General features: G+C 74.2%; 13 protein-coding genes. 8 read left to right on the forward strand and 5 right to left on the reverse strand.

All coding sequences use genetic code 11. The annotated features are described in order from the left end of the window. The 3 genes from NOD94_RS37455 to NOD94_RS37465 form a co-directional block, all read left to right on the forward strand. Nucleotides 1-785 (forward strand): glycosyltransferase family 2 protein (locus NOD94_RS37455; RefSeq protein WP_348652373.1); only part of this gene is annotated, 785 nt, incomplete at its 5' end. Next, complete coding sequence (locus NOD94_RS37460) at nucleotides 782-1,912, forward strand: cytochrome P450 (RefSeq protein ID WP_281210709.1); 1,131 nt, start codon at nucleotides 782-784, stop codon at nucleotides 1,910-1,912. The genes NOD94_RS37455 and NOD94_RS37460, both read left to right, overlap by 4 nt. Further along, nucleotides 1,909-2,826 (forward strand): NAD-dependent epimerase/dehydratase family protein, encoded by a 918-nt coding sequence (locus NOD94_RS37465; protein WP_281210710.1) that lies wholly within the window; start codon nucleotides 1,909-1,911, stop codon nucleotides 2,824-2,826. Before NOD94_RS37460 ends, NOD94_RS37465 begins: the two co-directional genes overlap by 4 nt. Here the strand turns inward: NOD94_RS37465 and msrB are convergent. From msrB to NOD94_RS37485, 4 genes are all read right to left on the reverse strand, one after another. Then, nucleotides 2,798-3,214 (reverse strand): peptide-methionine (R)-S-oxide reductase MsrB, encoded by a 417-nt coding sequence (msrB, locus tag NOD94_RS37470; RefSeq protein ID WP_281210711.1) that lies wholly within the window; start codon nucleotides 3,212-3,214, stop codon nucleotides 2,798-2,800. The two genes, NOD94_RS37465 and msrB, sit on opposite strands and share 29 nt — an antisense overlap. 15 nt (nucleotides 3,215-3,229) lie before the next feature. After that, a complete protein-coding gene (murC, locus tag NOD94_RS37475) occupies nucleotides 3,230-4,624 on the reverse strand; it encodes a UDP-N-acetylmuramate--L-alanine ligase (protein WP_281210712.1) in 1,395 nt (464 codons plus the stop codon). A gap of 70 nt (nucleotides 4,625-4,694) precedes the next feature. Continuing rightward, complete coding sequence (locus NOD94_RS37480; protein ID WP_281210713.1) at nucleotides 4,695-5,162, reverse strand: indole-3-glycerol phosphate synthase; 468 nt, start codon at nucleotides 5,160-5,162, stop codon at nucleotides 4,695-4,697. Nucleotides 5,163-5,310: 148 nt separating this feature from the next. Beyond that, nucleotides 5,311-6,093 (reverse strand): pyrimidine reductase family protein, encoded by a 783-nt coding sequence (locus NOD94_RS37485; RefSeq protein ID WP_281210714.1) that lies wholly within the window; start codon nucleotides 6,091-6,093, stop codon nucleotides 5,311-5,313. Between the two features lie 36 nt (nucleotides 6,094-6,129). Between NOD94_RS37485 and zapE the strand changes: the two genes are divergently transcribed. The 5 genes from zapE (at nucleotide 6,130) to NOD94_RS37510 (ending at nucleotide 11,363) form a co-directional block, all read left to right on the forward strand. Next, nucleotides 6,130-7,233 (forward strand): cell division protein ZapE, encoded by a 1,104-nt coding sequence (gene zapE, locus NOD94_RS37490; protein WP_281210715.1) that lies wholly within the window; start codon nucleotides 6,130-6,132, stop codon nucleotides 7,231-7,233. 61 nt (nucleotides 7,234-7,294) lie between these two features. Then, nucleotides 7,295-7,720 carry an OsmC family protein gene (locus NOD94_RS37495; RefSeq protein ID WP_281210716.1) on the forward strand — a complete coding sequence of 142 codons (426 nt, stop codon included), beginning with the start codon at nucleotides 7,295-7,297 and terminating at the stop codon, nucleotides 7,718-7,720. A gap of 173 nt (nucleotides 7,721-7,893) precedes the next feature. Beyond that, on the forward strand, nucleotides 7,894-9,282 hold the full coding sequence (locus tag NOD94_RS37500; RefSeq protein WP_281210717.1) for an alkaline phosphatase PhoX: 1,389 nt from the start codon (nucleotides 7,894-7,896) through the stop codon (nucleotides 9,280-9,282). A 333-nt stretch (nucleotides 9,283-9,615) separates the two neighbouring features. After that, nucleotides 9,616-10,437: a PPK2 family polyphosphate kinase gene (locus NOD94_RS37505; protein WP_281210721.1), complete on the forward strand. Its 822-nt coding sequence runs from the start codon at nucleotides 9,616-9,618 to the stop codon at nucleotides 10,435-10,437. A gap of 17 nt (nucleotides 10,438-10,454) precedes the next feature. Continuing rightward, a complete protein-coding gene (locus NOD94_RS37510) occupies nucleotides 10,455-11,363 on the forward strand; it encodes a polysaccharide deacetylase family protein (RefSeq protein WP_281210718.1) in 909 nt (302 codons plus the stop codon). Nucleotides 11,364-11,384: 21 nt separating this feature from the next. Here the strand turns inward: NOD94_RS37510 and NOD94_RS37515 are convergent, their stop codons facing one another. After that, nucleotides 11,385-11,579, reverse strand: a complete 195-nt coding sequence (locus tag NOD94_RS37515) for a hypothetical protein (protein WP_281210719.1) — start codon at nucleotides 11,577-11,579, stop codon at nucleotides 11,385-11,387. Between the last annotated feature and the right edge of the window lie 98 nt (nucleotides 11,580-11,677).

Raw genomic sequence — 11,677 nt, forward strand, 5'->3', positions numbered from 1 at the left:
GCCGCGGCCGACTCGGAGGGGGAACTCCGTTGAGCCTGTGGGTGATCGTGCCCGCGTACGACGAGGAGCGGTCGATCGGGGCCACCTTGGCCGCGCTCGCCGGCCAGGACGACACCGGCTTCTCGCTGGTGGTCGTCGACAACGCCTCCACCGACGCAACGGCCCTGATCGTGAGGGAGTTCGCGCGGTCGGCGCCCTTCCCGGTGGCGCTGGTGGCCGAGCCGGAGCCGGGCGCCGGGACGGCGGCCGACACCGGATTCCGGTACGCGGTGCGCGCCGGCGCGAGCCTGTTGCTGCGGACGGACGCGGACTGTCTGCCCGCCCGTGACTGGACGGCCGTCGCACGGGCGGAGTTCGGGCGCGGCGCCGAGATGCTGTGCGGGCGCAGCGTACCGCGCCCGGACGAGCGGCCGGGTTTCGCCGAGGGCCGGCTGCTGCCCGCGCTGGTCCGGCTGATGGCGCTGTACGGGCGGTTCCGGGCCGCGCACCGCGATCCCCGCTACCTGGCCCCCTACGTGCTGTGCCACGGCCACAACCTGGGGATCACGGCCGACCTGTACGTGCGCTGCGGCGGGACGGTCCGGGAGCCGCTGGAGGCGGGTTCGGAGGACGTGGGGCTGCTCAACCGGGCCCGGGAGCACAGTGCGCGGATCGTCCGGGTCGAACGACTGGTGGTGGGGAACAGTCTGCGGCGGCTGCGGTCCTGGGGCGCCCGGCGCACCCTTCTCTGGTACTGGGACCGGCGGTACCGGCCCGCCGACACGAAAGAGGTACACGTCCGATGATCACCGCTCCGATGACCGACGGTCCGGCGCTCCCCACCCACGCGAGGGCCCGCCGCCGGGACCGCCGGGTCTACCTGCGCGGCCATCCGCTGCTGTTCGGGCTACTGGCCGCGACGCGCGGGCGGGGCGTGCGCCGGCTGGGCGGGACGCTGCTGGTGCACGACGCGGACGCCTACCGGGAGGCGCTGACCCGGCTGCCGCTGGACCGTGCGGCGCGGGGGACGACGGGCGGTGCCGCGCGGGCGGCGCTGCGCGGGGACGGCGACGTGCTGTTCGACCAGGAGGGTGCGGGGCACCGGGCCGACCGGCGGGCGCTGGCCGGTCGGCTGGGGGCGGCCGGGGTGGAGGAACTCCGGCCGGTGTGGCTGCCGCTGCTGGCGCGCGGGTCGGCCCCGCTGGCCGGTGGCGGGGAGGTGGACGTGGTGGCCCTGGCCCGGGAGGCGGCGGGGTCGGTGGCGGTCGCCCTACTGGGGTCGGACGCGGATCCGGTGGCGTTGGCGCGGGCCGCCGCGCGAGCGGCGGCCGCTTCGGTACGCAGCCACCTGCCGGGCCCGCCGAGGCCCGGCGCGGAGGCAGCGGCGGTCCGGGCCGCCGCGCGGCTGCGGGAGCTGACCGGTGCCGGGGACGCGCTGTCCTCGATGGTGGCGGTGGCCGCGGTGAACACCACCGTGGCGGCGGTGCCGCGGGCGGTGGCCTGGTGCGCGGACGCGGGGCTGTGGGCGCAGGCCGCGGACCCGGAGCTGCGGCCGCGGCTGGTGGAGGAGCTGCTGCGGGTCACGGCGGCCTCTCCGGTGCTGCCGCGGGTGGCGGCGGCGGCCGGGTCGGTGGGCGGCTGTCCGGTGCGCGGCGGCGACCGGCTGGTGCTGGTGGCCCGGCACGCGGCGGGGGCGCACCGGCGGGACCCGGACGCGCTGGATCCGGCGGGTCCGGAGGTGTCGCGGCTGGTGTTCGGCGTGGGGCCGCACGCGTGTCCCGGGGCACGGCTGGCTTCCGTCCTGCTGGCCGACGTACTGGAGGTGCTGGCCGCGTACCGTCCGGTGGTGGCGCGGGCGCGGGTGGACCGGCGGGCGGCGTTGCCGGGCTGGCGGTCGCTGACGGTCCGGGCGGGCACGGGGGCGGGGGCGTGAGGACGCGGATCGCGGTGACGGGGGCGAGCGGGTTCTGCGGCGGGTGGGTGGCGCGGTCGGCGGCCGCGGCGGGGGCGTCGGTGGTGTGCGTGGGCCGCAGGCCGGGGCCGGTGGGGGAACACCGGTTCTGGGACGCGGCCCGCGGTGAGCCGGATCTGGCTGGGGCCGACTTCGTGGTGCACTGCGCGGCGGCCGTGGGCGATCCGGTGCCCGGAGGGCGGGCCGAGGCGGCGATGCGGGCGGTCAACGAGGAGGGGACGGCGCGGCTGCTGCGGGCCGCCGCGGGGCGGCCGGTGGTGTGGGTGAGCAGCGCCAGCGTGTACGACCCGCGGTGTTCGCGGGCGCGGGTCTCGGAGGACCATCCCCGGGCAGGTCATCTGAACGCGTACGGCCGCACGAAGGCGGCGGGCGAGGCGCTGGCGCTGGCCGGGGGTGCCGTGGTGCTGCGGCCGAGGGCGGTGTACGGGCCGGGCGACACGCAGTTGCTGCCTCGGCTGCTGTCCCGGGTGCGGGCGGGGACGCTGCTGCTGCCGGGTCCGGACGTGCGGCTGAGCCTGACGGCGGTGGAGAACCTGGCGGACGCCTGTCTGGTGGCCGCCGGCTGGCCGGCGGGCGCGTACAACATCGCGGACGCGGAGCCGTACGGGCGGGACGCGGCGGTCGGGGCGGTGCTGCGGGCGCACGGGGTGCGGGCCCGGATCCGGCACCTGCCGCTGCCGGTGGCCCTCGCGGCGGCCCGGGCGGCGGAATCGGCGGCGCGGCTGACGGGCTCCGAGCCGTTCCTGAGCCGGTACGCGGTGGACCAGCTCTCCCGCCCGGTGGTGCTGGACGTGAGCAGGGCCCGGTCGCGGGGATGGAACCCGCGCCGGACCCTGGAGGACCACCTCAGTTCCCTGCGGCCTCCTTCGGGGTGAGGCGCAGGGAGATGCTGTTGATGCAGTACCGCTGGTCGGTGGGGGTCGGGTAGCCCTCGCCGTCGAAGACGTGCCCCAGGTGGGAGCCGCAGGTCGCGCAGCGGACCTCGGTGCGGACCATGCCGTGGGTGGTGTCGGCGATCAGCTCGACGGCCTCGGTGTCCTTCGCGTCGAAGAAGGACGGCCAGCCGCAGTGCGACTCGAACTTCTCCGTGGAACGGAACAGCTCGGACCCGCAGCCGCGACAGGAGTAGACGCCCTCCGCCTTCGTGTCCGTGTACTCACCGCGGAAGGCCGGCTCGGTGCCCGCCAGGCGCAGCACCTGGTACTCGGACGGGGTCAGCTCCGCCTGCCACTGCTCGTCCGTCTTGTGGACCTCGTACGCCATGACGTTCCCGCTCCCTCAGTTCGACAGGCGGGCGAGGATCTGCGGTCCGAGATCCGTGACGTCGCCGGCGCCCATCGTGAGAACGAGATCACCGGGCTTGGCCATTCCCGCGATGACGTCGGCGACGGCCTCCTTGGAGTGCTCGGCGGTGACGTCGGCGCCCGCGGCGCGGGCCGCGGTGATGATGATCTCGCTGGTGATCCCGGGGATCGGGTCCTCGCGGGCGGGGTAGATGTCGAGGACCACGGAGGCGTCGGCGAGGGCCAGGGCCTGGCCCATCTCCTTGCCGAGTTCCTGGGTGCGGGAGAAGAGGTGGGGCTGGAAGACGACCAGGATGCGGGAGTCCCCGGCGGCGCCGCGGATGGCCTCCAGGTCGGCGGTCATCTCGGTCGGGTGGTGCGCGTACGAGTCGATGACCTGTACGCCGGCCGCCTCGCCCTTGAGCTGGAGGCGGCGCTTGACGCCGGTGTACTTGCCGAGTGCGGAGGCCAGGTTGTGCGCCGGGATGCCGAGCGCGACACCGGCCGCGAGGGCGGCGACGGCGTTGTGCGCGTAGTGGCGTCCGGGCACGGACACGGTGAAGGTGAGCATCCGGCCCTGGAGGACGACGGTGACCTCGCTGGACAGGCCGCGCGGGGTGATCTTGGTGATGCGGACGTCCGCCGCGTCCTCCTCGCCGTACGTGACGACGTGGAGGTCGGGGTTGCCGGACACCCGGGCGGCGATCTCGGCGGCGCCCGCCTGGCCGTGGGCGACGACGAGGGTGCCGCCGGGCACGATCTTGGCGACGAAGGTCTCGAAGGACTCGTAGATCTCTTCCATCGACGCGTAGTTCGCGTGGTGGTCGAGTTCCGCGTTGAGGATGATCGCGACCTGCGGGGTGTACTTGTGGAAGCTGCGGTCGCTCTCGTCCGCCTCGGCCACGAAGATGTCGCCCTCGCCGTGGTGGGCGTTGGAGCCGGGGGCGTCCAGGTCGCCGCCGATGGCGTACGAGGGGTCCAGGCCGAGCGCCGAGAGGGAGACCGCCAGCATCGAGGTGGTGGTGGTCTTGCCGTGCGTACCGGCGACGGCGATGGGGCGCAGGCCCTCCATCACGCCGGCGAGGGCGTCCGAGCGGTGCACGACGGGGATGCCGAGTTCGGCCGCCCGGGCGAGCTCGGGGTTGTCGGCGCGGATGGCGCTGGAGACGACCACGCAGGTGGCGTCGTCGGCGAGGTGGCCGGCGGCGTGCCCGATGTGGACGGTCGCGCCGTGGGCGCGCAGCGCCTGGGCGGTCTCGGAGTCACGGGAGTCGCTGCCGGCCACCTTCGCGCCGCGCTGCGCGAGGATCTTCGCGATGCCGGACATGCCGGCGCCGCCGATGCCGATGAAGTGGGGCCGTTCCATGGCGGTCGGCAGGCCGGGCTTCATTCAGGTCGCTCCTGGATCGTGTGCGGGGTGCAGCTGACTGCGGCGGGCTGTGCGGTGTGACCGCACCAGCCTATTCGTTGTGGGCGAAGAGCTTGAGCACCGGAACCCCGACCTTGTGCCGGGCCCGGGAGGCCCAGTCCCGGTGGAAGAACTCCTCGACGAAGTGCGGGGCGGTCAGGACGATCACCTCGTCGGCGCCGGTCTCGTCCACGACGTCCTTCAGTTTGTCGAGGGGATGGTCCTCGACGATCTGGCCGACGGCCGTGGCCCCCTTCGTGCGCAGGGCGACGAGGGAGTGTTCGAGTGCCGTCTCGGCGGGCCCCCTGGCCTGCGCCCCCTCGGGTTCGTCGCCTTCGTGGAGGGCTTCGGGGAGTTCGCCGAGCGCCACGTCGTCGATGGCGCGGAGCAGGCGGTCCTGGTCTCCCCGGGGTTGCATGAGCACGACGAAGGACACCTGGTCGTCTCCGTGGAGGGTGGTGACGAAGTCCACGTCCACCGTGGTCAGCGGCTGCTCGATCATCAATACGCTCGTGAACACGGACGCCCTCTCCTTCATGGGCCGGGGCCGGTCGGCCGGCCCCTGCGGAAACCATCCTGCCCCGCTGTCCCGCGGGGCCGTGCGCAGATATCTGTGCCCAGGTATGTGCCCGGCGGAAGCAAAGCGGAACGACAAATTCCGCCTCTTTTCAGATCCGACGGTAACTGGTGAAGAGGAACCCGGCCTCCTCCAGTACGTGGGCCGGGACGAGCCGGTGCGGAACCGTGACGGAGGGCCCTCCCGCGATCCGCTGGGCGTCACCCGCCGTGAGCGTCGGGGAGATCGTCAGGCACAGCTCGTCCAGCACGTCGGCGGCCACGAACTGGCCCAGCAGCGTCGGGCCGCCCTCGGTGAGCTGACGGCGCAGCCCGCGCCCGGCCAGCTCCCGAACCGCCCGGACGGGGTCCACGGCGGACCCGTCCCCCGCGATGACCACCTCGGCACCGGCCTTGCGGGCCTCGGCCACCCGTTCGGCGGGTGCCGCCGATCCCGTCAGGACCAGGGTCGGCTCCAGCGGGGAGGTGAAGAGCGGCAGGTCGAAGTCCAGCTCCATGCTCGCGGTGATCACCGCGATGGCGGGCGCCGCCCCCTGGCCCGCGGCCGCGCGGCGGGCCGCGAAGGCCTCGCGGGCCCGGGCCGGGCGGTAGCCCTCCTGGCGAACCGTTTCCGCGCCGACGACCACCACGTCGGCCAGTGCCCGCAGGGTGCCGAAGATCCGCATGTCCGTCTCGCCCGAGATGGGCTGCGAGCGACCGTCGTGCTGGGCAGCCCCGTCCAGGGTCGAGACCATGTTCGCCCGCAACCAGTGCCCGTCCGGGGCCTGCTCCGGGTAGGCGTAGGCGTCCGCGAGCTCGTCGAGCGACCACTCGCGGTCGGCCGCGTCCGGGGACGGGGCTGATGTCTGATCGGTCACAGGGAACAGGCGTCGCATCGGTGCAGTGTGCCACGCCCCGTAGAGTTAAGAGCTGTGTCAACATCACTCTCCACCTCCGGTTCTGCCTCCGGGCACCCGACGGCCGACGCGGGCCCGCTGGCCCTGTGCGCCCGCGAACCCCGCGTGCCCGCCGAACGGCTGGTGGCCGAGATGGTGCCGCCCCCGCGCTTCGACTCGGTGCGCTTCGACACCTACGAGCCCGACCCCGCCCAGCCCAGCCAGACCGAGGCCGTCACCGTGCTCAGCGGCTTCGCCGCCGGCCTGGGCGGCGCGCACGCGAGCGGCTCCGGCAAGCGCCGCTGGTTCTCCAAGGCCCCCAAGGCGGCCCCCGCAGGACCGCGCGGCGTCTACCTCGACGGCGGCTACGGCGTCGGCAAGACCCACCTCCTCGCCTCCCTGTGGCACGCCACCCCGGCGGAGCCCGCGCTCAAGGCGTTCGGCACCTTCGTGGAGCTGACGAACCTGGTCGGCGCGCTCGGCTTCCAGCAGACCGTGCAGACCCTGGGCGGGCACCGACTGCTGTGCATCGACGAATTCGAGCTGGACGACCCGGGCGACACCGTCCTGGTGTCCTCGCTGCTCAGCCGCCTGGTCGAACAGGGCGTGGCGCTCGCCGCCACCTCCAACACGCTGCCCGGCAAGCTCGGCGAGGGCCGCTTCGCGGCCGCCGACTTCCTGCGCGAGATCCAGGGTCTGTCCGCGCACTTCCGGCCGCTGCGGATCGACGGCCAGGACTACCGCCACCGGGGCCTGCCCGACGCCCCCGCCCCGTTCTCGGACGAGCAGGTCGCCAAGGCCGCGTACGCGACCCCGGGCGCGAGCCTGGACGACTTCCCCGGCCTGCTCGACCACCTCGCGAAGGTCCACCCGAGCCGGTACGGCGCGCTCACGGACGGCATAGCCGCGGTCTGCCTGACCGACGTCGGTCCGGTGCCCGACCAGTCGACCGCGCTGCGCCTGGTGGTGCTGGCCGACCGGCTGTACGACCGCGAGGTCCCGGTCCTGGCCTCCGGGGTGCCCTTCGACCGGCTGTTCAGTGAAGAAATGCTCAACGGGGGTTATCGGAAGAAGTACTTCCGAGCCATATCGCGGCTCACCGCCCTCGCGCGCGACGCGAAGCCCCTGGTCTCCCAGTAGGTTTGGCACGGTCGGGGCGCTTTCGCCGCCCGACCGTTTCCACATCTGCGAAGGGATCACCATGGCCACCACGCGTCACGCGCACACCGTCTGGGAAGGCAACCTGCTGGAGGGCAAGGGTGTCGTCACCCTCGACTCCTCGGGCCTCGGCTCGTACGACGTCTCCTGGCCCTCCCGCGCCGAGGCCGCGAACGGCAAGACCAGCCCGGAAGAGCTGATCGCCGCCGCGCACTCCAGCTGCTACTCGATGGCGCTCTCCCACGGCCTCGCGGGCGCGGGCACCCCGCCCACCCGCCTGGAGACCAAGGCCGACGTCACCTTCCAGCCCGGCGAGGGCATCACCGGCATCCACCTGAGCGTGCGCGCCGAGGTCCCCGGCCTGGACGCGGAGGGCTTCGCCGCCGCCGCCGAGGACGCCAAGAAGAACTGCCCCGTCAGCCAGGCGCTGACCGGTACGACGATCACCCTGAGCGCCGAGCTCGTCTGATCACCGCCGTACGCGCGTCCCGTCCGGCCCCGGCGGCCGGACGGGACGGCACCGCGTACGGGGACCCGCGGGGGTGACGGAGCCGCGGCCGCGCACGCGCCGCCCGGACCCGCCGCACGCCGCGTGGTACCACGGGCCGGTCACATCTCCAGGGGAACAGCGGGGAGTTGCCGATGTCCGTCACCCGACGCGGCCTGCTGGCGGCAGGCGCGGTCACCTTCACCGGGGCACTGGGCGCCCTTTTCGCGAGCGGTGCCTCCGACGGTCCGGCAGCGGTCGCGGCCGGCGGGGCCGGGTCCCCGGGTTACGGGCCGCTCCTGCCGGACCCGGACGGGCTGCTCGACCTGCCGGCCGGGTTCTCGTACCGGGTCCTCTCGCGCGCCGGGCAGCCCCTGCGCTCCGGCGAGGGCGTGACGCCGGCCAACTGCGACGGCATGGCCGCCTTCGGTGCGGGCGCGGGTAGTGCGGGTCCGGGCGGCGGCCGCGTCCGGCTGGTCCGCAACCACGAGAACCGCACCACCGCCGCGCTGCGCGTCCCCGCCGTCGAGGGCCTGACCTACGACCCGGCGGCCCTGGGCGGCTGCACCGTCCTGGAACTGGACCCGGCCGGCGGTGTCACCGCCGAGCGCGTCGGCCTCGCCGGTACCGCCGTCAACTGCGCGGGGGGCCGGACCCCCTGGAACACCTGGCTGAGCTGCGAGGAGACCGAGGACCGGGCCGGTGACTCCGGTTACTCCCGCGACCACGGGTACGTCTTCGAGGTCGACCCCGCCGACCCGCGACGCCTCGGCGCGGTACCGCTGACGGCGCTGGGGCGCTTCGCGCACGAGGCCGTCGCCGTGGACCCGTACCGGGGCGTCGTCTACGAGACCGAGGACGCCTTCGTCGAACCCTTCGGCCTGTTCTACCGGTTCCTGCCCGCCCGGCCCCTCGGCGGACCCGGTTCGCTGCGCGCGGGCGGCCTGCTGGAGGCCCTGCGCGTGCCGGGGCTCGCCGACCTCTCCCGGGTGGACCGGACCGGGGCCGAGTTCCCGGTGGAGTGGGTCCCCGTACCGGATCCGTCGGCCCGTGTGACGCCCGTCCGGCTCCAGGACTTCGGGCCGCGCGGCATCACCCACGCGCAGAAGCTGGAGGGCTGCTACTGGGGCGGCACCGGCGTGTACTTCGTCTCCAGTTACGCCCGCGGCCGGGAGGGATCCGCCGCCGACCACCAGGGGCAGGTGTGGTTCTACGACCCGCTGCGCCGCCGGCTCCGGCTGGACGTGCTGTTCGGCCCGTCGTCCGGCGTGCACCTGCCCGGTGACTCCCCCGACAACATCTGCCTGGCCCCGGACGGCGGCCTGATGGTGTGCGAGGACGGCGGCGGGGAGCAGTACGTCTTCGGCGTGACCCCCGGCGGGGCGGTCCACCCGGTGGCCCGCAACGCGGACGACGTGGGCCCGCCCGGCGACCCGCAGTGGGGGGAGTTCGCGGGCGTCACCTTCTCCCCCGACGGCCGCACCATGTTCGTGAACGCCTACACCCCGGGCACGACGTTCGCGGTGACCGGCCCCTGGCGCTGACCCGGCCCACGCGCGGCGGGGCCCGTCCCCCCTCGAACTCCCCCACCCAGGACCGCCGGAGCAGGTGCTCGGGCAGGTACGCGGACTCCACCCCGGGGCGCCGCGTGGCTCTCCACGATGACCGTCATCCCTTTCCCTGTCCCCAGCAGGTTTTCGGTCCCGTACCCAGCGCTCCCACCGTGTCGCGAACCTGTTCGACCTACCGGAGGATCGGACGGAACCGATCGAATGGGGTGGGTGACCGTGGCCGAGAAGGACAAGGGAGCCGGCGGGAAGAAGGACGGGGACCTCGGCGGGGGCGGGGACCGCCCCGACGGGCCGCCCCTCGGGCCGGTGCTCCGGGTGCCGGTCGGCGAGCGGGTGGACCTGTCCGCCCCGGACCCGGCGGGGACCCCCGCGGGCCCCACGGACAAGGCGTCCGGGTTGGCCGCGACCGCCCGGATGGCCGAACGGCTCGCCTCGCTCCAGGACCGGCTGTACGCGGCGAGCACGGCGGGCGACCGCCGCCGGGTCCTGCTGGTCCTCCAGGGCATGGACACCAGCGGCAAGGGCGGCACGGTCAAGCACGTGATCGGCCTGTTCAACCCGTCCGGCTGCCGGATCCGGTCGTTCAAGGCGCCCACGCCCGAGGAGCTTGACCACCCGTTCCTGTGGCGCGTCACGAACGCCCTCCCGCTGCCGGGGGAGATCGGCATCTTCGACCGTTCGCACTACGAGGACGTCCTCGTCGCCCGGGTGCGCGAGCTGGTGTCGCCCAGCGTGCTGAAACGCCGATACGCCGAGATCAACCGGTTCGAGAAGGACCTCGCCGACGACGGGGTGACCATCGTCAAGGTCTTCCTGCACCTCGGCCACGAGGAGCAGCGCCGGCGTCTGCTCGCGCGGCTGGACGACCCGGACAAGCACTGGAAGTTCAGTCCGGACGACATCGAGGCGCGGGCCGCGTGGCCCGCCTACCAGCAGGCGTACGAGCTGGCGCTGGAGCGCTGCTCGACGAAGGAGGCGCCCTGGTACATCGTGCCCGCGGACCGGAAGTGGTACCGGAACTGGGCGGTCGGCCGGCTGCTGCTGGAGCACCTGGAGGAGTTGGCTCCGGCGTACCCGCCGGGTGACTTCGACGTGGAGGAGTGCCGCACCCGTCTGATTGCCACATAGTCATATATTTTGCCTACGTGACCACTTCTGTGCGCAAAGCGGCCGTCGTGGCCGTCCTCGGTGCTGCCCTGGGTGCCGCCCTCGCGGGATGCGCGGGCGGCACCGCTCCGTCCAGGGGCGACGGCCAGGCCCGCATGGGGAGCCCCGCGGCCTCGGCCCCGGGCGCCCCGCAGTCCGTCTCCCCCACTCCCTCCGGCGCGTCCCCGCAGGCCGGCCCGCCGGGCAGGGCGCCGACCATGGCCCCCGGCCCCAACGGACTGACCCCGGTCTTCGAACGGGCGCGACAGCGGACCGACAAGACCGTGGCCCTGACGTTCGACGCCGACATGACCGCCGATCAGGGGCCGCGCGCCGCTTCGGGGGAACGTTTCGACAACCCCGAGCTGATCTCCACCCTGCGCCGGCTCCAGGTGCCCTCGACGGTCTTCATGACCGGCCGCTGGGCCGAGGAGTACCCGGACCAGGCCAAGTCCATCGGCACCGATCCGAACTTCGAGATCGCGAACCACTCGTACAGCCACCACGCCTTCAAGGCGCCCTGCTACGGGCTCCCCACCCTCGACGACGAGGCCGCGCGGGCCGACGTCGACCGGGCCTTCGCCGCGTTCCGGACGGCCGGCGCCGTCAACACCGTGCCGTACTTCCGCTTCCCCGGCGGCTGCTACGACGACCGGGCGCTGCGTTCCCTCCGCGAGGCCAAGGTCACCGCCGTGCAGTGGGACGTGGTCAGCGGGGACGCGTTCGCGCGGGACCCGGACGCGGTGGCCGAGCAGGTGCTCGCCGGGGTGAAGCCCGGTTCTGTGGTGGTCATGCACTGCACGCGCAGCGCGGCCCCGGTCACCGAGGAGGCCATCCGGAAGATCGTCCCGGAGCTCCGTGCGCGCGGGTACCGCTTCGTGAAGGTGTCCGACCTGATCGGGAAGTAGCCCCGGCGGCGTGCCGCCCGGTCAGCCGGAGCAGGCGGTGCGCTGCGCCTCCTGCCACTCGCAGACCGGGCACAGCACGACGCCCGGGGTCGCGACCCCGTACTCCGTGGGCTTGCCGCACTCCAGGCAGTCGGCGTACGGCGGCCCGGGCACCCGCCCGGCGGGTGCGGCCGGGGCGGGGCAGTACGACGCGTCGTTCTCCTGCGGTCGGTCCATGCGTACGAGCCTACTCACCCCGGGGGCGGGGGGGGGGGGGGGGGGGGGGGGGGGGGGGGGGGGGGGGGGGGGGGGGGGGGGGGGGGGGGGGGGGGGGG

This window comes from Streptomyces sp. Isolate_45 (assembly GCF_024721315.2).
Classification (GTDB): Bacteria; Actinomycetota; Actinomycetes; order Streptomycetales; family Streptomycetaceae; genus Streptomyces.